Here is a 21353-nt window from a genome sequence, read left to right as displayed (position 1 = left end):
CCTCCCGAGGCCCAGCCCCTCCGGCCCGCCACCTCTCCGAGGCACCGCCCGCTGCGGCACCGCCTCCGCTCAGGCCACCGCGCTCAGCGTGTCCGCCAGGCGTCTGCGGGCGGTGCGGGCCGCGGGCAGGGTGGCCAGGGCCGCCGCGCCCAGCACGGCGGCCGTACCCAGCAGGAGCAGCAGGCCGGGGGAGGGGGACTGGGCGATGCCGGCACCGATGCCGCTGGAGCCGCCCTGGGCGTCGATCAGCCGGCGGGCCAGCGGCAGCCCCAGCGCCGTACCCGCGACGACCGCCGCCAGCGCCGTACAGCTCGTCGCCGTCACGGTGATCGCGGTGATCTGGCGCGGGGACATGCCGATCGCCCGGAGCGCCAGCACGTCCCGCTCGCCCTCGCGGACGCTGCCGCCGATCGCGGTGAGCAGCTCGACCAGCCCGATGAGGGCCAGGACGGCGATCAGCCCGGCGACGACACCGCGCAGTGGGGACAGCCCGTCGGCGGGGTTCGTCACGGGGTGCACCTCCAGGTGGCCGCGGCCGGCCGAGGCGAGCGCGGCGGCCACCCGCTGCGGATCGGCGCCCGGGCGCAGCCGCAGTTCGTAGAAGGCCGGGGCCAGCTCCGGGTCGTTCTCGCGCAGGGTGTCCAGGGAGGTGGTCACGACCCGGCCGGCGTTGCGCGGTTCCAGGGCACGGCCGACGATGTGCAGGATCTGCGGCCGGTCGCCCACCGTCATCCGTACCCAGTCGCCGACCCGCGCGTGCAGCAGATCGAGCAGGCCCTGTCCGGCCACCGCCTCGTCGGGTCCGCGCGCGGCGCGGCCCTCGGCGAGCGCGTAGGGGTAGGGCTCGGCGCGGGTGCCGACGCCGCGCAGCGCGATGGTGCCGGTCTGGCCGGGGACCAGCGCGGCCACCTCCACGCCCGGATAGACGGCGCCGACCCGGGGGTCGCGGGTCAGCGCGGCGCGTACACCGGAGGCGTCCAGGGCACCGTCGGAGCGGACCGTGAGCGCCGTCGGCAGCCCCACCCGTTCGGGACTGCTGTGGAAGCGGTCGAGGGTGGTCCAGGCGCTGAGCGCCACGACGATCAGCAGCAGCGGCAGGGCCAGCCGGGCCACGGTGGCCAGGGACCGGCCGCGCCCGGCGAACGCCTTGTGGCAGCCGAGGACCAGCGCGGCCGGCAGCCGCAGGCCCAGCGCCCGGCGGGCCGGTCCGGACAGCCGCCCGCCCGCCGGAGCGGCCGGGCGCGGCACCGGAACCGGCGGCACCCGGCCCGCCCGCCAGGCCGCGAGCCCCGTGGTCAGGCCGATGAACAGCACCGCGCCCGCCGGTACCACGCACAGCGCCAGGGTGTGCCCGGGCAGCCCCTGCCACACCGCCACCGCGTCCCCGAGCCGTCCCGGGACCCGGCTGCCCAGTGCCTCGGTGAGGGCCGCCGCGGCCACGGCACCGAGCACGGCGTACGCGAGGTGCTGGAGCAGGAAGATCCGTACGACCTGGCCGGGGGTGAAGCCGATCGCCTTCAGCACCGACAGATCGCGCAGGTGCCCGCGGATGCGGGTGGCGATCGCGCCGTGCACCGCGAACCCGGCGGCGATCAGGGCGCCCACGCCGAACAGCCCGAGCACCTGGCCCAGCAGCCGGGTGTCGCCCTGGGCCTCGGCGCGGGCCTGCTGCCAGGTGGAGACCTCGCCGACCGCGCCGGCGCCCAGCACGGTGACGGCGCGCTGGACGGCGTAGTCCGTGTCGGCCGGATCGCCGAGCCGCAGCCCGATGACCTGGCCGGCCGGGGCGCGCACCGCCGACGGCAGCGCCCACACCAGTCCGGGCTGCTCGCCGGGGCGGTACGGGGGTTCGGCGCTGTCCGCGATGCCCTCGACGGTGAGGGTGCGGGCGGTGCCGGGCAGGGTCAGGGTGTCGCCGGGCTCGGCCAGCAGGGCGCGGGCCAGGCTGCTCTCCAGCACCACGCCGTCCGGCGTGCCCGCGTCCAGCCAGCGCCCGGCGGTGAGCAGGGGCCGGCCGACGTCGGGCAGGCGCGGGGTGCCGCGCAGCTCCACGGAGGCGCGGGTGCCGCGGGCGGCGACGGTGGCGGACTCGGCGCGGTAGGGGCCGGCGACGGAGGTGACGCCGTCGAGCCGGGCCAGCTTGCCGGCGTCGGCGGAGGGGGCGGTGTGCAGCCACACATGGGCGCCGCGCGCCTCGGCGAAGGTCCGCTGCCAGGGGTTCGTGGCGTAGCCGAAGAGGGCGGTGGCCAGCAGCAGCGAGGCGACGATGCCGGCGGTCGCCAGCACCAGGAACAGCGCCTCGCCGCGGTGCGTGCGCAGATCGGAGTGGGCCCAGCGCAGCGTGGCGCGCACGTCCCTCAGGTCCAGCACGTCAGTCCCTCAGCTCCAGCACGCCCGTGATCCCCGGCTTCCTGGGCGGCGGCGCGCCGTCCAGGGTCGCGTCGTCGGCTATGCGGCCGTCGAAGAAGCTGATCACCCGGTCCGCGGCGCTGGCCAGCCGGGCGTCGTGGGTGACCAGCACGATGGTCTGGCCGCGCCCGTGGAAACGGGACAGCAGCCGCATCACCTCGCGGGTGCCCTTGCTGTCCAGGCTGCCGGCCGGCTCGTCCGCGAGCAGCAGCGGCGGATGGTTGACCAGCGCCCGGGCGAGCGCGACCCGCTGCTGTTCGCCGCCGGACAGCTCGCCCGGCATGCTGCGCTCCTTGCCCGCCAGGCCCAGCTCGGCCAGCAGCGCCTCCCGCTCGGCGCGCGCCTTCTTCGGCGGGACGCCGGCCAGCAGCGCGGGCAGCTCGACGTTGTCGGCGACGGACAGGTTCGACACCAGGTTGAAGAACTGGAAGACGAACCCGATGGCCTTCCTGCGCTCGACCGCCCAGCGGGCCTCGCTGAAGGAGTCCGTGCACCGGCCGTCGAGCCAGATGCTGCCCTCGTCCGGCCGCTGCAACCCGCCGAGCAGGTGCAGCAGCGTGGACTTGCCCGCGCCGGAGGGGCCGGTGATCGCCACGAACTCGCCCCGGGCCAAGGTCAGGTCGACCCCGCGCACGGCGTGCGCGGGCGCGCCCTCGCCGTGGTGGGTCTTGACCAGGCCCTCGGCCCGCAGAACCGGAGTGTCGTCGTTCATTCCAGTTCCTCCTGGCACCGCTCCAGCCAGTCGAGGTCGGCCTGCAGGTGGAGCATGGCGCCCTCGATCAGCAGCTGGGCGATTCGGTTGTCCCGGCTCTCGGCCGCGGCCAGTTTCGACAGGTTGCGCATGGTGTTGAGGTACTGGCGCCGCTGCTGGTTGATGAGGGCGATCTGGTCGGCGAGACCGGTCTGCGGGGCGAGGGCGAGCTTCATGAAGAACTCGTCCCGGACCCGCGGCTCGTCCTCGGTCTCCTCGAACCAGTCGCGCAGCGCCTCACGCCCGGCCTCGGTGAGGTGGTAGACCTTCTTGTTGGGCCGGCTGGACTGCTCGACGTCCTCGCCCTCGATCAGTCCGGACTTCTCCAGACGGCCGAGGGTGACGTAGATCTGGCCGACGTTGGGCTGAGGGTACGCGGCGCCCAGCAGTTGCTCAAGGTCCTGCTTCAGCTCGTAGCCGTGAGCCGGGCCGCGGGCCAGGAGTGCCAGGAGGGGCAGGCGCACTCGTGCTGTCCTCCTGTCTGCCGCATGTGCTCCAGGCCCTAGTATCGCGCATACCTAACCGGTATACATGGCCTCTGTCCCCGGGCGAGGGTGCCCGTGGTGCCGGTGTACAGGGAGGAACCTATGCGGTGGATACGCACCGCCGGTAGGGGCCTGCTCGTTCTCGTCGTGATCATGGCCGGGTACGTCGCCTCCGGCGCCCGCGCCGACGAGGCCGCCCGCGACGGCCGCGGCCCGCTCACCCTGGCCACCGCCGGCGACCTCACCGGCTACCTCGGCCCGCTGCTCCAGGGCTGGAACCGCACCCATCCCGGCGAGCGGGTCACCCTGGTCGAGCTGCCGGACTCCGCCGACGAGACCCACGCGCAGATGACGACCGACCTGCGCGGCGGCGACCGGGGCCGGTTCGACGTGCTGAACATCGACGTCGACTGGACCTCCGAGTTCGCGGCGGCCGGCTGGATCCGCCCGCTGCCCCGCGACCGCTTCCCGCTGGCCGGCTTCCTGCCGCCGGTCGTGGACACGGCGACGTACGACGGACGGCTGTACGCGGTCCCGTACGTCACGAACGCCGGACTCCTGCTGTACCGCAAGGACGTCCTCGCCAAGGAGGGCGTGCCCCCGCCGCGCACCTGGGCCGAGCTGGAGCACGCCGCGAAGACCATCGCGCCGAAGTACGGACTGGGCGGCTACGCGGGCCAGTTCCTGCCCTACGAGGGCCTCACCGTGAACGCGGCCGAGGCGGTGTACTCGGCGGGCGGCACCATCCTCGGCGGCGAGGGCACCCGGGTCACCGTCGACTCGGCCGCCGCACGGGAGGGCATCGGCTTCCTCGCCCGCGGCATCCGCGAGGGCTGGATCCCGGAGCGGGCGCTGACGTACAAGGAGGAGGAGTCCAAACAGGCCTTCCAGGACGGCAGGCTCCTCTTCCTGCGCAACTGGCCCTACGCCTACGCCGTCGCCTCGGAGCCGGGCTCGAAGGTCGCCGGGAAGATCGGCGCCGTGCCGCTGCCGGGCCCGGACGGGCCGGGGACGAGCGTCCTCGGCGGCTCCAACCTGGCGGTCACCACCCATGCCCGGCATCCGGACTCCGCCGCGCGTCTGATCGCCTACCTCACCAGCGCGCCCGTCCAGCGACAGGTGCTCACGCGGGGCGCGCTGCCGCCCGTGCGCGCCGAGCTGTACGAAGACCCCGCGCTGGTCCGGCGGTTCCCCTATCTGCCGACCCTGCGCACCGCCGTGCTGACCGCCCGGCCGCGCCCCAAGAGCCCGCACTACGACCAGGTCAGCCTGGCCGTGCAGGCGGTCGTGCAGGATGCGCTCACCGGGCGCGAGACACCGGGGCAGGTCGTGCGCCGGCTGGCGCGCGAACTCGATGCCATCGCCCGTCGATAGTTACTTGTTAGGTAACGCGGACGTCTCAACTGGCTGCCGACTGTCCCGGTAGGTCCGTATTTATCTCCCCAACTCCCCGGTAGCTCCCGTTCTTTTCGTTGACACCGTTCGGACACGCCTACCTAACATGCATGCATGTTGAGTAAGTACCACTGGTGGCGAGACGCCGTGATCTACCAGGTGTATGTCCGCAGCTTCCTGGACAGCACCGGCGACGGCATCGGCGATCTGGCCGGAGTCCGTGCCGGGCTGCCGTACCTGAAGAAGCTCGGCGTCGACGGGATCTGGCTGAGCCCCTTCTACCCCTCGCCGCAGCACGACCACGGCTACGACGTCGCCGACTACCGCGACGTCGACCCGGTCTTCGGCGACCTCGACGAGTTCGACCAGCTGATGGCGGCGGCCCGGCGGCTCGGCATCAAGGTGCTCCTCGACATCGTCCCCAACCACTGCTCCAGCGAGCACCCGTGGTTCCGCGAGGCCCTGGACAGCCCGCCCGGCAGCCCGGCCCGCGCCCGCTTCCACTTCGCCGCCGGCCGCGGCCCGGACGGCAGCGAACCGCCCAACAACTGGCACGCCATGTTCGGCGGCCCGGCCTGGACCCGAGTCGCCGACGGCCAGTGGTACCTGCACATGTTCACGCCCGAGCAGCCCGACTGGAACTGGCGCAACCCCGAGATAGCCGACGAGTTCGAGCGCACCCTGCGGTTCTGGCTCGACCGGGGCGTGGACGGCTTCCGCATCGACGTCGCCGCCGGTCTGTTCAAGCACCCCGACCTGCCCGACTCCGACGACCCGGAGGCCGACGCCCGCACCCGCGACTCGGTCAACCCGCTCGCCTGGAACCAGCCCGAGGTGCACGACGTGTGGCGCCGCTGGCGCGCCATCTGCGAGGAGTACGGCGACCGGGACGGCCGCGAACGCCTGCTCGTCGGCGAGGTCTCCGTCCCCACCGCCCGCGAACACGCCCTGTACGTCCGCCCCGACGAACTCCACCAGGCCTTCTTCTTCGACCTGCTCGGCGCCCCCTGGGACGCCGACGCCTTCCGCAAGGTCATCGCCGAGGCCATGCAGGACATCGCGGGCACCGGCTCCACGGTCACCTGGGTCCTCAACAACCACGACCAGGTCCGCACCGTCACCCGCTACGGCGAACCCGCCACCGAGGGCAGCGGCCTCGGCGCCGCCCGCGCCCGCGCCGCCGCGCTGCTGATGCTGGCACTGCCCGGAGCCGCGTACATCTACCAGGGCGAGGAACTCGGCCTGCCCGAGGTCGTCGACCTGCCCGACGACGTCCTCACCGACCCGATCTTCCGGCGCACCGGCAGCCGCGCCCGGATCCGCGACGGCTGCCGGGTCCCGCTGCCCTGGTCCGGGCAGGCCTCCCCGTTCGGCTTCACCTCCGGCGCGGAGGGCGCCAAGCCCTGGCTGCCGCAGCCGGAGTACTTCGCCGAGTACGCCACCGACCGCGCCCTCGCCGACACCCGCTCCTTCTGGCACCTGTACCGGGACGGCCTGCAACTGCGCAAGTCCCTGCCCCAGCTGGGCGAGGGCCCGCTGGAGTGGCTGGACAGCCCGCCCGGCGTCCTCGCCTTCACCCGCGGCGACGGCCTGGTCTGCGCCGTCAACTTCGGTACGGCGAACGCCCCCACGCCGGTCCCCGGCACCCCCCTGCTCTCCAGCGGCCCCTGCCCGCCCGGCGTCCTGCCCGGCGCCACGGCGGCCTGGTGGCTGAACGACCTCTGATCACCCGTCTCCCACCCCGATCGAAAGGTCCGTCAACGATGATGCGACGACGCACGACCCTGCTCACCGGCTGCACCGCCCTCGCGCTCGCCCTCGGCGCCACCGCCTGCGGCGGCTCGGACGTCGCCGCGGGCGGCGGCGACAAGGCACTCAGCGGCCAGACCGTCACCGTGGCCGGCGTCTGGTCCGGCAGCGAGCAGAAGAACTTCCAGAAGGTGCTGGACGCGTTCACCGAGAAGACCGGCGCCAAGACCCAGTTCGTGTCGACCGGCGACAACGTCTCCACCGTCGTCGGCAGCAAGATCGAGGGCGGCAACGCGCCCGACGTCGTGATGGTCCCGCAGGTCGGCGTCCTGCAGCAGTTCGCGCAGAAGGGCTGGCTCAAGCCGCTCTCACCGACCGCCCGGAAGACCATCGAGGCCGACTACGCGCCCGTGTGGAAGAAGTACGGCAGCGTCGACGGCACCCTCTACGGCCTCTACTTCAAGGCCGCCCACAAGTCCACGGTCTGGTACAGCCCCGACGCCCTCGCCCAGGCCGGGGTCAAGCCCCCGAAGACGTACGACGACCTGCTCAAGGCCGGGCACACCGTCTCCGACTCCGGGCTCGCCGCCTTCGCCGTCGCCGGCCAGGACGGCTGGACCCTCACCGACTGGTTCGAGAACGTCTACCTCTCCCAGGCCGGCCCCGAGAAGTACGACGCCCTCGCCACCCACAAGCTCAAGTGGACCGACCCCACCGTGGTCGAGGCGCTCACCACCCTCGGCAAGCTCTTCAAGGACAAGCAGCTTGTCGCCGGCGGCCGGAACGGCGCCCTGAACACCGACTTCCCCGGCTCGGTGGAGAAGGTGTTCGGCCCCGAGCCCGAGGCCGGCATGGTCTACGAGGGCGACTTCGTCGCCGGCGTCGCCCACGACCAGTACGGCAGGACCATCGGCAAGGACGCGGACTTCTTCCCCTTCCCCGCGGTCGACGGCGGCACCGCCCCGGTGGTCAGCGGCGGCGACGCGGCCGTCGTCCTCAAGGACGGCAAGAACGCCGAGGCCGGCATGAAGCTCCTGGAGTACCTGGCCACCCCCGAGGCCGCGGCCGTCTGGGCGAAGGCCGGCGGCTTCCTGTCCCCGAACAAGAAGCTCGACCTCGCCTCCTACGGCGACGACGTCACCCGCGCCACCGCCAAGTCCCTCGTCGGCGCAGGCGACTCCGTCCGCTTCGACATGTCCGACCAGGCCCCGGCGGCCTTCGGCGGCACCAAGGGCACCGGCGAGTGGAAGCTGCTCCAGGACTTCCTGCGCGACCCGTCGGACCCGAAGGCCACCGCGGCGAAGCTCGAAGCCGCCGCCGCCAAGGCCTACCAGGACTGAGCGGCAGCAGACCATGACCGCCACCACTGTCGAGAAGCAGCAGGCGGGCCCGCGGCCCGCCGCCGGCCCGGCGCCCGCGCGCCGCGGCCGGCGGCGCGGCCGGCTGATCGCCCTGCTCTTCGTCTTCCCCGCGCTGCTCCTGCTCGGCGCGCTCGTCGTCTACCCGGTGCTGTTCTCCGTCGGCCGCAGCTTCTTCGACGCCTCCGGCACCCGGTTCGTCGGCGGCGACAACTACGCCGAGATGTTCCGCGACCCGGCCACCCTGAAGGCCATCCGCAACACCACCATATGGGTGGTCGTCGCCCCCGCCCTGCTCACCGGCCTCGGCCTCATCCTGGCCGTCCTGGTGGAGAAGGTCCGCTGGGCGACCGCCTTCAAGCTGCTCCTCTTCATGCCCATGGCCGTCTCCTTCCTCGCCGCCGGCATCATCTTCCGGCTCGCCTACGACGAGGACCCGGACAAGGGCGTGCTCAACGCGGCCGTCGTCTCCGTCCACGACGCCTTCAAGGGCACGTCGACCTACCCGACGGCCCGCGGGCGCACCGGGCTGCTCACCCAGGACCGGGACGGCGCGTACCGGACGACCGCCTCCCCGGGCGATCCGGTGACACTGCCGATGGTCGGCGTCCTGCCCAAGGACCTCCCCCGGGACGCCCGGCCCGCCGCCCCGGCGGCCACCCGGACGTCCGCGCCCGACGAGCTGCGCGGTGTCGTCTACCTCGACTTCACCCCCGGCGGCGGGGGCGAGCAGGGCAAGGTCGACCCGGAGGAGAGCGGCCTGCCCGGCATGAAGGTCGAGGCGGTGCGCGACGGAAAGACGGCCGCGAGCACGACGACCGCAGCCGACGGCTCCTTCCGCTTCACCGGACTGGACAAGGGCCCGTACACGGTGCGACTGCCGGAGTCGAACTTCGCCCCGCCGTACCAGGGCGTCTCCTGGCTCGGCCCGACCCTCGTCACCCCGGCGATCATCGGCGCCTATCTGTGGATCTGGACGGGCTTCGCGATGGTCCTGATCGGCGCCGGCCTGTCCACGCTGCCCCGGGACGCGCTGGAGGCGGCCCGGATGGACGGCGCGAACGAATGGCAGATCTTCCGCCGGATCACCGTGCCGCTGCTCGCACCCGTGCTCACCGTGGTCTTCGTGACCCTCGTGATCAACGTGATGAAGGTCTTCGACCTCGTCTACATCATCGCGCCCGGACCGGTGCAGGAGGACGCCACCGTCCTCGCCACCCAGATGTGGCTGGTCTCCTTCGGCGGCGGCAACGACCAGGGCCTCGGCAGCGCCCTCGGCGTGCTCCTGCTGCTCCTGGTGATCCCCGCGATGGTCTTCAACGTCCGCCGTTTCCGCAACAGTCAGCGATGAGGAGTCAGCGATGAACGCGATCAGGCGAGCCCTGGGCAGCGGCCTGGTGCAGGCCTTCCTGGTGGTGATCGGCCTGGTGTGGCTGACCCCGCTCGCGGGCCTGTTCCTGTCCTCCCTGCGCTCCGCCCAGGACACCGCGCAGGGCGGCTGGTGGACGGCGCTGGCCAGCCCCGGCCAGCTGTCCTTCGACAACTACGCGGCGCTGCTGGAGAACGCGGGCATCACCCAGGCCTTCTGGAACACCGTGCTGATCTCGGTGCCGGCCACCACGCTGGTCGTCGTCATCGCGGCCCTCGCCGGATACGCCTTCGCCTGGCTGGACTTCCCGCTCCGGGAGCCCCTGTTCCTGCTGGTGGTGGCCCTGTTGGTGGTGCCGGTGCAGATCGGTCTGCTGCCCGTGGCCAAACTCTTCGGCGCACTGGGCCTGTTCGGCACGATCCCCGGCGTCGTCCTCTTCCACGTCGCCTACGGCCTCCCCTTCGCCGTCTTCCTGCTCCGCAACTACTTCGCGGAGATGCCGAAGGAGATGCTGGAGGCGGCCCGGATGGACGGCGGCAGCGAGTGGCGCATCTTCACCCGCCTCGTCCTGCCGGTGGGCCGCCCCGCGATCGCCTCGCTCGCCATCTTCCAGTTCCTGTGGGTCTGGAACGACATGCTGGTCGCCCTGCTGTTCGCGGACAGCTCCGCCCAGCCGCTCACCGTGGAACTCCAGTCCCAGATCCGCCAGTTCGGCAGCAACATCGACGTCCTCGCCCCGGGTGCGTTCCTGTCCCTGATCGTGCCGGTGGTGGTGTTCTTCGCCTTCCAGCGGCACTTCGTGCAGGGCGTGATGGCGGGATCGGTGAAATGAGCGACGGCGGGGACCGAGGTCCCCGCCGTCACCGCGGTGTCACGCCGACGCCGGCGGATACAGCGACCGCGGCAGCTGGGACGCCGCCGCCGAGTCCAGCAGCCACAGGGTGCGGGAGCGGCCGTACGCGCCCGCCGCCGGGGCCTGGATCTCGCCCGCGCCCGACAGGGCGATGGCCGCGGCCTCCGCCTTGTCCTCGCCGGCCGCGAGGAGCCAGACCTCGCGGGCCGCGCGGATCGCGGGCAGGGTGAGGGAGATCCGGGTGGGCGGCGGCTTGGGGGCACCGTGCACGCCGACCACCGTGCGCTCGGTCTCCCGAACGGCCGGCAGCTCCGGGAAGAGCGAGGCCACATGGGTGTCCGGGCCGACGCCCAGCATCAGGACGTCGAAGGTGGGCACCGAGCCGTGGTTCTCCGGGCCGGCCGCCTTCGCCAGCTCCGCCGCGTACGCCTCGGCCGCCGCCTCGACGTCCGTGCCGTACGGGCCGTCGGAGGCGGGCATGGCGTGCACGCGCTCCGGGTCCAGCGGCACCGAGTCCAGCAGGGCCGCGCGGGCCTGCGTGACGTTGCGCTCGGGGTCGCCCTCGGGGAGGTAGCGCTCGTCGCCCCACCACAGGTCGAGGCGGCCCCAGTCGATGGCGTCCCGGGCGGGAGCCTGTGCCAGCGCGGCCAGCAGGCCGTTGCCGTTGCGGCCGCCCGTGAGGACCACGGACGCGGTGCCCCGGGAGGCCTGCGCGTCCACGATCTTCGTGATCAGGCGGGCCGCGGCGGCCTGCGCCATCAGCTCCTTGTCGTGGTGGACGACCAGCTGCGGAGTGCTCACTTCGCCGCCGCCTTCCTCGCCGGAGCCTTCTTCGCGGTCTTGGCCGCCGCCTTCTTCGCGGGGGCCTTCGCGGCCTCCTCGACCGGTTCCGGCTCCGCGACCGGCTCGGCCGCGGACTCCGCCGGTTCCGGGTCGCCGGCCGGCCCGTCCGCGGACTCCGTGCCCGCCGCCCCGGCCGGGGCCTCGGACGCCTGCCGCGGAACCGTGTTCAGCCGCTCCACGCCGAAGCGCAGCGCCGACGCGTAGGTGTCGTCCGGGTCCAGCCGGCGCAGTTCCTCCGCGATCAGCTCGGCGGTGTCCCGTCGCTTCAGCGCCACCGCGCGGGCCGGCTGGCCCTCGATGGACAGTGTGGCCAGCGAGCCGTCCGCCCGGTCCAGCACGATCGGGCCCTGACTGGTGTCCATACGGACCGCCGTCAGCCCGGGACCGGACGACAGCGAACGCTTCACGGGCACGTCCAGCCGGTCCGCGAGCCACATCGCCAGCAGCTCACAGCTCGGGTTGAACTCCTCGCCCTCCACCTCGACGGCCTTCACCTCGCAGGTGACCTGGTCCAGGGCCGCCGCCAGCATCGAGCGCCACGGCGTGATCCGGGTCCAGGACAGGTCCGTGTCGCCGGGCGTGTACGCGGCGGCGCGGGCGGACAGCTCCCGCACCGGCTGCTCGGCGGCGTAGGTGTCGGTGACCCGGCGCTGGGCGAGCGCGCCCAGCGGGTCCTTCGCCGGGTCGAGCGGGGCGTTCACCGGCCACCACACCACGACCGGGGCGTCCGGCAGCAGCAGCGGCAGGACCACCGAGTCGGCGTGGCCGACCGCCTCGCCGTACAGCCGCAGGATGACCGTCTCGCCGGTGCCGGCGTCCGCGCCCACCCGCACCTCGGCGTCCAGACGCGAGGTCGTACGGTCGCGCGGGGAGCGGGAGACCCGCTTGACGACCACCAGCGTGCGCGAGGGGTGCTCGCGCGAGGCGTCGTTGGCGGCCTTCAGGGAGTCGTAGGCGTTCTCCTCGTCGGTGACGATGACGAGGGTCAGGACCATGCCCACGGCGGGGGTGCCGATGGCGCGGCGGCCCTGCACGAGCGCCTTGTTGATCGCTCCGGCGGTGGTGTCGGTCAGGTCTATCTTCATGGCCGGCGCCAGCTCCGTCCGTCTCGTGCGAGCATCTCGTCGGCCTCCACGGGACCCCAGGTGCCCGACTTGTACTGCGCGGGCCTGCCGTGCTGGTCCCAGTACTCCTCGATCGGGTCGAGGATCTTCCAGGACAGCTCGACCTCCTCCGTGCGCGGGAAGAGGTTGGCGTCGCCCAGCAGCACGTCCAGGATCAGCCGCTCGTACGCCTCCGGGCTCGACTCCGTGAACGACTCGCCGTAGGCGAAGTCCATGGACACGTCCCGGATCTCCATCGAGGTGCCCGGCACCTTGGAGCCGAAGCGGACCGTGACGCCCTCGTCCGGCTGGACGCGGATGACGATCGCGTTCTGGCCCAGCTCCTCCGTCGCCGTGGTGTCGAACGGGGAGTGCGGGGCCCGCTGGAAGACGACCGCGATCTCCGTCACCCGGCGGCCGAGGCGCTTGCCGGTGCGCAGATAGAAGGGGACGCCCGCCCAGCGGCGGTTGTCGATCTCCAGCTTGACCGCGGCGTAGGTGTCGGTCTTCGACTTCGGGTCGATGCCCTCCTCTTCGAGATAGCCGATGACCTTCTCGCCGCCCTGCCAGCCCGCGGCGTACTGCCCGCGCACGGTGTTGGCGCCCAGGTCCTTCGGCAGCCGGACGGCGCCCAGCACCTTCTCCTTCTCCGCGGCCAGCGCGTCCGCGTCGAAGGAGGCGGGCTCCTCCATCGCGGTCAGCGCCAGCAGCTGGAGCAGGTGGTTCTGGATGACGTCGCGGGCGGCGCCGATGCCGTCGTAGTAGCCGGCCCGGCCGCCGATGCCGATGTCCTCGGCCATCGTGATCTGCACGTGGTCCACGAAGGACCGGTTCCAGATCGGCTCGAACATCGTGTTGGCGAAGCGCAGCGCCAGGATGTTCTGGACGGTCTCCTTGCCGAGGTAGTGGTCGATCCGGAACACCTGCTCCGGCTCGAACACCTCGTGCACGACCTTGTTCAGCTGCTCCGCCGACTTCAGGTCGTGGCCGAACGGCTTCTCGATGACCGCGCGCCGCCAGGAACCGCCGGTCTGGTCGGCCAGACCGTGCTTCTTCAGCTGCTGGATGACCACCGGGAAGGAGCGCGGCGGCACCGACAGGTAGAAGGCGAAGTTGCCGCCCGTGCCCTGTGCCTTGTCCAGCTCCTCGATGGTGGCGCGCAGCCGCTCGAACGCCTCGTCGTCGTCGAAGGTGCCCTGGACGAAGCGCATCCCCTGGATGAGCTGCTGCCAGACCTCCTCGCGGAACGGCGTGCGCGAGTGCTCCTTCACCGCGTCGTGGACGACCTCGGCGAAGTCCTCGTGCTCCCAGTCGCGGCGGGCGAAGCCCACCAGCGAGAAGCCCGGCGGCAGCAGACCCCGGTTGGCGAGGTCGTACACCGCGGGCATCAGCTTCTTGCGCGACAGGTCGCCCGTGACGCCGAAGATGACCAGGCCCGACGGCCCCGCGATCCGCGGGAGCCGTCGGTCGGCCGGGTCACGAAGCGGGTTCGCTCCGGAACCGGAAACGGGTGACAACTCAGCCCTCCGAAGGGGCGAGGCGCTCAAGCTCCGCCTGGGTCGACTTCAGCAGGTCGTTCCAGGACGCCTCGAACTTCTCGACGCCCTCGTCCTCCAGCACCTGCACGACGTCGTCGTACGAGATGCCGAGCCGCTCCAGTGCGTCGAGGTCGGCGCGCGCCTGCTCGTAGGTGCCGGCGATGGTGTCGCCGGTGATCTCACCGTGGTCGTCGGTGGCCTCCAGCGTGGCCTCCGGCATGGTGTTGACCGTGTTCGGGGCGACCAGCTCGGTGACGTACAGCGTGTCCGGGTACGCCGGATCCTTCACGCCGGTCGACGCCCACAGCGGACGCTGCTTGTTGGCGCCCGCGTTCTCCAGCGCCTGCCAGCGGTCCGAGGAGAAGACCTCCTCGTACGCCTGGTAGGCCAGGCGCGCGTTGGCGACGGCGGCCTTGCCGCGCAGCGCCTTCGCCTCGTCGGTGCCGATGCCGTCCAGCCGCTTGTCGATCTCGGTGTCCACGCGGGACACGAAGAAGGACGCCACGGAGTGGATCTTCGACAGGTCGAGGCCGCGCTCCTTGGCCTTCTCCAGGCCGGTGAGGTACGCGTCCATGACCGCGCGGTAGCGCTCCAGCGAGAAGATCAGCGTGACGTTGACGCTGATGCCGAGGCCGATCGTCTCGGCGATCGCCGGCAGACCCGCCTGGGTGGCCGGGATCTTGATCAGGGTGTTGGGGCGGTCGACCAGCCAGGCCAGCTGCTTGGCCTCGGCGACGGTCGCCTTGGTGTTGTGCGCGAGGCGCGGGTCGACCTCGATGGAGACCCGGCCGTCCTGGCCGTTCGTGGCGTCGAAGACCGGGCGCAGGATGTCGGCGGCGTCGCGGACGTCCGCCGTGGTGATCATGCGGATGGCTTCTTCGACGGTGACCTTGCGGGCGGCGAGGTCCGACAGCTGCTGGTCGTAGCCGTCGCCCTGGGAGATCGCCTTCTGGAAGATCGTCGGGTTGGTGGTGACGCCCACGACGTGCTGCTGGTCGATCAGCTCGGCGAGGTTGCCGGACGTGATCCGCTTGCGCGACAGGTCGTCCAGCCAGATCGCGACGCCTTCCTCGGAGAGGCGCTTGAGTGCGTCTGTCATGGAATTACATCTCCTACGTGTCGTATGTGAGCGTCAGCGCTGGGCGTCGGCGAGGGATTCCCGCGCCTTCGCGGCCACGTTCTCCGCGGTGAAGCCGAACTCCCGGAAGAGCACCTTGCCGTCGGCGGACGCGCCGAAGTGCTCCAGGGAAACGATGCGACCGGCGTCCCCCACGTACTTGTGCCAGGTCAGGCCGATGCCCGCCTCCACGGCGACCCGGGCCTTGACCGACGGCGGCAGCACGGAGTCCCGGTACCCCTGGTCCTGCTGCTCGAACCACTCCACGGACGGCATCGACACGACCCGCGTCGGGACGCCCTCGGCCTGGAGCCGCTCGCGCGCCTCGACGGCGACGTGCACCTCGGAACCGGTGGCGATCAGGATCACCTGCGGCTCGCCGCCCTCGGCCTCGAACAGCACGTAGCCGCCCTTGGCCGCGTCCTCGTTCGGCTCGTACGTCGGCACGCCCTGGCGGGTGAGCGCGAGGCCGTGCGGCTGGCCCTTGCCGAACTCCTTGGTCCAGCGCCTCAGGATCTCGCGCCAGGCGATCGCGGTCTCGTTGGCGTCCGCCGGACGCACGATGTTCAGCCCGGGGATCGCGCGCAGCGAGGCCAGGTGCTCGACCGGCTGGTGGGTGGGGCCGTCCTCGCCGAGGCCGATGGAGTCGTGCGTCCACACGTACGTCACCGGCAGGTGCATGAGGGCCGACAGACGCACCGCGTTGCGCATGTAGTCGGAGAAGACGAGGAAGGTGCCGCCGTAGATACGGGTGTTGCCGTGCAGGGCGATGCCGTTCATCTCGGCGCCCATGGAGTGCTCACGGATGCCGAAGTGGATGGTGCGGCCGTACGGGTTGGCCTCCGGCAGCGGGTTGCCCTCGGGCAGGAACGAGCTGTCCTTGTCGATGGTGGTGTTGTTCGACCCGGCCAGGTCGGCGGAGCCGCCCCACAGCTCGGGGATCACCGCGCCGAGCGCCTGCAGCACCTTGCCGGACGCGGCACGCGTCGCGACGGCCTTGCCGGGCTCGAAGACCGGGAGCTTCTCCTCCCAGCCGGTGGGCAGCTCGCCCTTGCTGATCCGGTCGAACTCCGCGGCCCGCTCCGGGTTGCTGTCCCGCCACACCTGGAGGGACTTCTCCCACTCGGCCTTCGCCTCGGCACCCCGCTCCAGCGCCTTGCGGGTGTGGGCGATGACCTCGTCGGCGACCTCGAAGCTCTGCTCCGGGTCGAAGCCGAGGACGCGCTTGGTGGCCGCGACCTCCTCGTCGCCCAGGGCCGAGCCGTGCGCGGCCTCGGTGTTCTGCGCGTTCGGGGCCGGCCAGGCGATGATCGAGCGCATCGCGATGAAGGACGGCTTGTCCGTGACCCGCTTGGCCTCCTGGATCGCGGCGAAGATCGCCGCCGGGTCCAGGTCGCCGTTGTCCTTGGCCTCCACGCGCTGCACGTGCCAGCCGTAGGCCTCGTACCGCTTGACGGTGTCCTCGGAGACGGCCGTCTCGGTGTCGCCCTCGATCGAGATGTGGTTGTCGTCCCACAGCAGGATCAGGTTGCCCAGCTTCTGGTGCCCGGCCAGCGAGGACGCCTCGGCGGAGATGCCCTCCTGGAGGCAGCCGTCACCGGCGATGCAGTAGACGAAGTGGTCGAAGGGGGACTCGCCGGCCGGGGCCTCCGGGTCGAACAGACCGCGCTCGTAGCGGGCGGCCATCGCCATGCCCACCGCGTTGGCCACACCCTGGCCCAGCGGGCCCGTGGTGGTCTCGACACCCTTGGTGTGCCCGTACTCCGGGTGGCCCGGGGTCTTCGACCCCCACGTGCGGAACGCCTTCAGATCGTCCAGCTCCAGGCCGAAGCCGGCCAGGTACAGCTGGGTGTAGAGGGTCAGGGACGAGTGGCCGGCGGACAGCACGAAGCGGTCGCGGCCGACCCACTCCGGGTCGGCCGGGTCGTGCCGCATCACCTTCTGGAAGAGGGTGTAGGCGGCGGGGGCCAGGCTCATCGCCGTACCGGGATGGCCGTTGCCGACCTTCTGTACGGCGTCTGCGGCCAGGACGCGGGCGGTGTCCACGGCCCGCTGGTCCAGCTCGGTCCACTCGAGGTCTGTGGTGGTCGGCTTGGTGCTCACCCTGGGTCAGGGCTCCTCTCCACATGTCGGTCGCCGGTCGTCGGGGCATGCGCCCACCCGGCCGCCGGCGTGCTTGTCGCCCACCGGCCGCTGTCGAGCCTACCCCCGTGAGGACGTGCGTTTTTTCGAGTGTTTCCAGACTGCCGGGAGTCCGTGCGATCCGCCTCCCGACTGGCCGAGACGGCATTGGGCACATGAATACGGAGCCGGTCATCTGAGCGCTCAATCGAGTGCCCGGTCCCCTCTTATGGGGAGTGCGCCAACACGACCCCACCCCCGCGAAGGCCGGGGTATGGGCAACGTCTAAAGTGGCGTGGTACGCGCGAGCCTTTACCGGGACTCCACACGGGGAGGGCTTGCTGGGATGTCTCTGTCAGGGGTGTGCGTGACGGCCGTTGAATCCCGTCCTGCGGGGGTTATCGGGACGAGCCAGAGCCCGAGTCACCGGCCGTTCGGGGCCCGTGTCAAGGCGTTCGTGGCGCTGACCAAGCCGCGGATCATCGAGCTGCTGCTCATCACCACCGTTCCGGTGATGTTCCTGGCGCAGCAGGGCGTGCCCGACCTGAAGCTGGTGCTGCTGACCTGTGTCGGCGGCTACCTCTCGGCGGGCGGCGCCAACGCGCTGAACATGTACATCGACCGGGACATCGACGCCCTGATGGACCGCACCTCGCAGCGCCCCCTGGTGACGGGCATGGTCAGCCCGCGCGAGTGCCTGGTCTTCGGCATCACCCTGGCGGTCGTCTCGACGCTGCTGTTCGGCCTCACCGTCAACTGGCTGAGCGCCTGGCTGTCACTCGGAGCGCTCCTCTTCTACGTCGTCGTCTACACGATGATCCTCAAGCGGCGTACGGCGCAGAACATCGTGTGGGGCGGCATCGCGGGCTGCATGCCGGTGCTGATCGGCTGGTCGGCCGTGACGAACTCGCTCTCCTGGGCGCCGGTCGTCCTCTTCATGGTGATCTTCTTCTGGACGCCGCCGCACTACTGGCCGCTGTCCATGAAGGTCAAGGAGGACTACGCGCGCGTGGGCGTGCCGATGCTGCCGGTCATCGCGTCCAACAAGGTCGTCGCCAAGCAGATCGTCCTCTACAGCTGGGTGATGGTCGCCGTCTCCCTGCTGCTCACCCCGCTCGGCTACACCGGCTGGTTCTACACGGCCGTCGCGCTGGCCGCGGGCGGCTGGTGGCTGTGGGAGGCGCACGCCCTGCAGAACCGCGCCAAGGCCGAGGTCACGGGCGCGAAGCTCAAGGAGATGCGGCTCTTCCACTGGTCCATCACCTATGTGTCCCTGCTGTTCGTGGCGGTCGCGGTCGACCCGTTCCTGCGCTGAGGCACGCCGGGCGTACGTCACAGCGCCCTGGCCTCGCCAGCCGATCTACTCGTCGGTAGCATCCTGGCCATGGCAGACACGCAGCAGGTTGACGCACGGGCCGAGCGCAAGGTGTCCCGGCTCGCCCACCGGATCAGCGCCTTCGCGAAGGCGCACGGCGGCGCGGAGGGCCAGGTGGCCTACATCGGCGAACGCGGCGCCCGCATCGTCCTCGTCGGCGAGGACGGCGGCTGGGGCGACCTGGTGGCCCCCACCAAGGAGATCGCCGAGAAGGCCGTCGAGAAGGCCGGCATCACGGTCCACGAGTCCTTCGACGGCGAGTTCGCGGCGAAGGTGACGACGGGGACGTACGAGTGGAAGCGGATGGCCGGCATTCAGGTCGGCGGCTGAACAGCGGGCCCGCAGGGGCGCGGGGAACGGCGCGAGCAGCCACGACGGACCGTCGGCCGCCGAAGAGCCCGCGGCCCCGCGCTGAACCGCGACCTCACACCCCGTTCACCCGTTAGGACGTGTAACGCCACGTCCTACGGGGAGCCGGAATGATCGACACGCCGTCCCTCGTGGACCAGTACTGCCACGGGGTGCTCCGCACGGAGCTGGGCCTCGGCACCTTCGAGGCCCAGCTGGCACGGACCGAGGGCCCGCCCGCCCCCGGCACGACCCTCTTCGACACCCAGACCGGCTTCGCCGTACGCCGCTGGTGCCCACCCCTGCTCGGCCTCGAACCGCACTGCCCGCCCGCCCGCTATCTGGCCCGGCGCCGGGAACTGGGCGTCCTGGAGTCCGGCCGCCGGCTGCTGCGGGGCAGCGGCATCACCACCTACCTCGTCGACACCGGCGTGCCCGGCGACCTCACCGGCCCCGCCGAACTGGCCTCGGCGGGCGACGCCGAGGCGCACGAGATCGTCCGGCTGGAACAGCTCGCCGAGCAGGTCGCCGACACCTCCGGCACCGTCGAGTCCTTCCTGGCCAACCTCGCCGAGTCGGTGCACGGGGCCGCGGCGACCGCCGTCGCCTTCACGTCCGTCGCGGGCCTGCGCCACGGACTGGCCCTCGCCCCCGAGCCGCCGGGCCCCGGCGAGGTGCGGGGCGCGGCGGGCCGCTGGCTGGCCGGGCGGCGGGCCGGCGGCGCGCTCACGGACGCCGTGCTGCTGCGCCACCTGCTGTGGATCGCGGTCGCCTCGGGTCTGCCCCTGCAACTGCACACCGGCCTCGGCGAGCCCGGCGCGCGCGTCGACCGCACGGACCCGGTGCTCCTGACGGACTTCGTCCGGGCCACCGCCGGCCTCGGCACGGACCTGATCCTGCTGCACGGCTACCCGTACCACCGCCACGCCGCCCACCTGGCCGCGGTCTTCCCGCACGTCTACGCCGACTCGGGCGCCGCGCTCGTGCGCACCGGCGCCCGGGCGGCCGCGGTCCTCGCCGAGATCCTGGAACTGGCCCCCTTCGGCAAGATCCTCTTCTCCACCGGCGCGCAGGGCCTGCCCGAGCTGCACGTCGTCGGCGCCCGCCTCTTCCGCGAGGCCCTCGGCCGCGTGCTGGGCGCCTGGGTCGCCGAGGGCGCCTGGTCCCTGGCGGACGCCCAGCGGGTCGCCCGGCTGATCGCGGCGGACAACGCGCGACGGGTGTACGGACTCGGCTAGGGCCTGTCCTTCGGACCATGCCGACCCGACAGGCCCTGGGAGACGTACGGGGTGCTGCGAGACTGGGGCGATGCGGACCGACACGCTGCTCGACGCCTTCCGGCGCGGCCTCGCGCCCTTACGCCCCCTCGCCCTCTGGGCCCACGGCTCCCTGGCCGGCGGCGACTACCAGGAGGGGCGCAGCGACCTGGACCTCATCGCCGTACTGCCCGGGCCGCTCGGCCCGCGGCATGCCTGGCGGGTGGCGACCCTGCACCACCGGCTGCGCGCCGCCACGCCGCTCGCCCGCAAGCTCCACTGCGGCTATCCGACCCCGGACACGCTGGCCGACCCCGAGCGCGCGCACCTCACCTGGGCGCACGAGGGGCTGCTGCGCCGCCCCCTCACCCCCGTCACCCGGCGCGAGCTGCACGCCTTCGGGCGCGTGCTGCACGGGGAGGCGCCGGCCGCGCTGCTCCCGCCGGTGCCGGACCGGCAGCTGGCCGGCTTCGTCGTCCGCGACCAGCGCGACTTCTGGCGTCCGGCGGTGGACAAGGCCCGGCTGTGGCGGCAGGACGTCTGGGTCGACCTCGGGCTGCTCACCTTCGCCCGGGCCACCGTGACCCTCCGCGACGGCCGCCTGGTCTCCAAGCGGGACGCCCTGACCGAACTGCCCGCACTCGGCGCACCCGGCGAGGTCGTGGAGGACATCACGCGACGGCGTTACGGGGATCCCGCTCCGGCCCGGGAGAGCTGGATCGTCCGCCGGGCCGAGCTGACCCGTGCCTACCTGGGCCCTGCGATCGACGCGCTGGTCGCCGCGTACGGGTGAGTCAGGCGCGTGTGCCGACCGGCACCTCGGCCGAGGGGTCCGGCAGGCCGAGGCCGCTCTCCGGGCGCTCGCGCAGCGACAGCAGCACCCGCAGCACCCAGATCCACATCACCGTGGAGCCGAGCATGTGGGCGGCCACCAGGGCCTCCGGCAGGTGGGTGAAGTACTGCACGTAGCCGATCACGCCCTGGGCGAGCAGGATCAGGAACAGCTCCCGCGTCCGCGCCAGCGGGCCCCTCGGGGCGTCGACCGCCTTCAGGACGAACCACAGGGCGAACGTCAGCGTCACGACGATCCAGGCGAGCACCGCGTGCGCCTTGGAGACCGTCTCCCAGTCGATCGGGATGCGCTCGACCTCGCTGGAGTCACCGGCGTGCGGCCCGGCCCCGGTCACCACCGTGCCGACCGCGATGAGCAGCACGGACGCGGCCACCAGGAACCACACCAGCTGCTGCACCGCCTTGCCGACCAGCGGACGCGGCGCCGCGTC

At 72.2% G+C, this 21353-nt stretch carries 18 protein-coding genes; 9 read left to right on the top strand and 9 right to left on the bottom strand.

What is annotated here, in order from left to right; genetic code table 11:
* Positions 1-69 precede the first annotated feature (69 nt).
* Genes CCN44_RS08780 through CCN44_RS08770 form a run of 3 tightly spaced genes read right to left on the bottom strand, consistent with a single transcriptional unit; the run spans position 70 to position 3624 of the window.
* Positions 70-2352 carry an ABC transporter permease gene (locus tag CCN44_RS08780; RefSeq protein ID WP_059254898.1) on the bottom strand — a complete coding sequence of 761 codons (2283 nt, stop codon included), beginning with the start codon at positions 2350-2352 and terminating at the stop codon, positions 70-72.
* 19 nt (positions 2353-2371) lie between these two features.
* A complete protein-coding gene (locus tag CCN44_RS08775) occupies positions 2372-3121 on the bottom strand; it encodes an ABC transporter ATP-binding protein (protein WP_086697283.1) in 750 nt (249 codons plus the stop codon).
* Positions 3118-3624 carry a PadR family transcriptional regulator gene (locus CCN44_RS08770; RefSeq protein ID WP_086697282.1) on the bottom strand — a complete coding sequence of 169 codons (507 nt, stop codon included), beginning with the start codon at positions 3622-3624 and terminating at the stop codon, positions 3118-3120. The genes CCN44_RS08775 and CCN44_RS08770 overlap by 4 nt, the downstream gene beginning before the upstream one ends.
* A 123-nt stretch (positions 3625-3747) precedes the next feature.
* On the opposite strand from CCN44_RS08770, the gene CCN44_RS08765 reads away from it, so the two are divergent.
* The 5 genes from CCN44_RS08765 (at position 3748) to CCN44_RS08745 (ending at position 10348) form a co-directional block, all read left to right on the top strand.
* Positions 3748-5019, top strand: a complete 1272-nt coding sequence (locus tag CCN44_RS08765; RefSeq protein ID WP_059248691.1) for an ABC transporter substrate-binding protein — start codon at positions 3748-3750, stop codon at positions 5017-5019.
* 135 nt (positions 5020-5154) lie between these two features.
* A complete protein-coding gene (locus tag CCN44_RS08760) occupies positions 5155-6765 on the top strand; it encodes a glycoside hydrolase family 13 protein (RefSeq protein WP_208639736.1) in 1611 nt (536 codons plus the stop codon).
* A gap of 38 nt (positions 6766-6803) precedes the next feature.
* Entirely contained in the window at positions 6804-8129 is a 1326-nt protein-coding gene (locus CCN44_RS08755) for an ABC transporter substrate-binding protein (RefSeq protein ID WP_059248690.1), read from the top strand.
* A 13-nt stretch (positions 8130-8142) separates the two neighbouring features.
* Positions 8143-9498: a carbohydrate ABC transporter permease gene (locus tag CCN44_RS08750; protein ID WP_086697281.1), complete on the top strand. Its 1356-nt coding sequence runs from the start codon at positions 8143-8145 to the stop codon at positions 9496-9498.
* A 10-nt stretch (positions 9499-9508) separates the two neighbouring features.
* Positions 9509-10348 carry a carbohydrate ABC transporter permease gene (locus tag CCN44_RS08745; RefSeq protein WP_059248688.1) on the top strand — a complete coding sequence of 280 codons (840 nt, stop codon included), beginning with the start codon at positions 9509-9511 and terminating at the stop codon, positions 10346-10348.
* A 39-nt stretch (positions 10349-10387) separates the two neighbouring features.
* On the opposite strand, the gene pgl is transcribed toward CCN44_RS08745, so the two are convergent.
* The 5 genes from pgl to tkt are packed head-to-tail and all read right to left on the bottom strand — an operon-like array spanning position 10388 to position 17073.
* Complete coding sequence (gene pgl / locus CCN44_RS08740) at positions 10388-11170, bottom strand: 6-phosphogluconolactonase (RefSeq protein WP_059248687.1); 783 nt, start codon at positions 11168-11170, stop codon at positions 10388-10390.
* On the bottom strand, positions 11167-12297 hold the full coding sequence (gene opcA, locus CCN44_RS08735; protein WP_059248686.1) for a glucose-6-phosphate dehydrogenase assembly protein OpcA: 1131 nt from the start codon (positions 12295-12297) through the stop codon (positions 11167-11169). Before opcA ends, pgl begins: the two co-directional genes overlap by 4 nt.
* Positions 12294-13832, bottom strand: a complete 1539-nt coding sequence (zwf, locus tag CCN44_RS08730; RefSeq protein WP_059248685.1) for a glucose-6-phosphate dehydrogenase — start codon at positions 13830-13832, stop codon at positions 12294-12296. Before zwf ends, opcA begins: the two co-directional genes overlap by 4 nt.
* A gap of 1 nt (position 13833) precedes the next feature.
* A complete protein-coding gene (gene tal, locus CCN44_RS08725; RefSeq protein WP_059248684.1) occupies positions 13834-14952 on the bottom strand; it encodes a transaldolase in 1119 nt (372 codons plus the stop codon).
* 33 nt (positions 14953-14985) lie between these two features.
* A complete protein-coding gene (gene tkt / locus CCN44_RS08720; RefSeq protein WP_086697280.1) occupies positions 14986-17073 on the bottom strand; it encodes a transketolase in 2088 nt (695 codons plus the stop codon).
* A 364-nt stretch (positions 17074-17437) separates the two neighbouring features.
* On the opposite strand from tkt, the gene CCN44_RS08710 reads away from it, so the two are divergent.
* From CCN44_RS08710 to CCN44_RS08695, 4 genes are all read left to right on the top strand, one after another.
* Positions 17438-18406 carry a heme o synthase gene (locus CCN44_RS08710; protein ID WP_272935314.1) on the top strand — a complete coding sequence of 323 codons (969 nt, stop codon included), beginning with the start codon at positions 17438-17440 and terminating at the stop codon, positions 18404-18406.
* A gap of 69 nt (positions 18407-18475) precedes the next feature.
* A complete protein-coding gene (locus CCN44_RS08705; protein ID WP_086697278.1) occupies positions 18476-18796 on the top strand; it encodes a hypothetical protein in 321 nt (106 codons plus the stop codon).
* Positions 18797-18945: 149 nt separating this feature from the next.
* Positions 18946-20052: an amidohydrolase family protein gene (locus tag CCN44_RS08700; protein WP_059248680.1), complete on the top strand. Its 1107-nt coding sequence runs from the start codon at positions 18946-18948 to the stop codon at positions 20050-20052.
* Between the two features lie 70 nt (positions 20053-20122).
* Complete coding sequence (locus CCN44_RS08695) at positions 20123-20863, top strand: hypothetical protein (protein WP_059248679.1); 741 nt, start codon at positions 20123-20125, stop codon at positions 20861-20863.
* A gap of 1 nt (position 20864) precedes the next feature.
* Here CCN44_RS08695 and CCN44_RS08690 read toward each other — a convergent pair.
* A partial coding sequence (locus CCN44_RS08690) for a COX15/CtaA family protein (RefSeq protein WP_462509648.1) occupies positions 20865-21353 on the bottom strand: 489 nt, incomplete at its 5' end.

It is taken from the genome of Streptomyces tricolor (assembly GCF_002155905.1).
GTDB lineage: Bacteria > Actinomycetota > Actinomycetes > Streptomycetales > Streptomycetaceae > Streptomyces > Streptomyces tricolor.
The sequence above is the reverse complement of the archived record's forward strand: the minus strand, read 5'-3'. Positions and strand labels throughout refer to the sequence as shown.

Coding starts and splice junctions, on each gene's coding strand:
- CCN44_RS08710 (WP_272935314.1), top strand. CDS start 17,438: ATGTCTCTGTCAGGGGTGTGCGTGACGGCCGTTGAATCCCGTCCTGCG.
- CCN44_RS08700 (WP_059248680.1), top strand. CDS start 18,946: ATGATCGACACGCCGTCCCTCGTGGACCAGTACTGCCACGGGGTGCTC.
- CCN44_RS08745 (WP_059248688.1), top strand. CDS start 9,509: ATGAACGCGATCAGGCGAGCCCTGGGCAGCGGCCTGGTGCAGGCCTTC.
- opcA (WP_059248686.1), bottom strand. CDS start 12,297: ATGAAGATAGACCTGACCGACACCACCGCCGGAGCGATCAACAAGGCG.
- CCN44_RS08750 (WP_086697281.1), top strand. CDS start 8,143: ATGACCGCCACCACTGTCGAGAAGCAGCAGGCGGGCCCGCGGCCCGCC.
- CCN44_RS08695 (WP_059248679.1), top strand. CDS start 20,123: ATGCGGACCGACACGCTGCTCGACGCCTTCCGGCGCGGCCTCGCGCCC.
- tal (WP_059248684.1), bottom strand. CDS start 14,952: ATGACAGACGCACTCAAGCGCCTCTCCGAGGAAGGCGTCGCGATCTGG.
- CCN44_RS08755 (WP_059248690.1), top strand. CDS start 6,804: ATGATGCGACGACGCACGACCCTGCTCACCGGCTGCACCGCCCTCGCG.
- CCN44_RS08765 (WP_059248691.1), top strand. CDS start 3,748: ATGCGGTGGATACGCACCGCCGGTAGGGGCCTGCTCGTTCTCGTCGTG.
- CCN44_RS08775 (WP_086697283.1), bottom strand. CDS start 3,121: ATGAACGACGACACTCCGGTTCTGCGGGCCGAGGGCCTGGTCAAGACC.
- CCN44_RS08760 (WP_208639736.1), top strand. CDS start 5,155: ATGTTGAGTAAGTACCACTGGTGGCGAGACGCCGTGATCTACCAGGTG.
- CCN44_RS08705 (WP_086697278.1), top strand. CDS start 18,476: ATGGCAGACACGCAGCAGGTTGACGCACGGGCCGAGCGCAAGGTGTCC.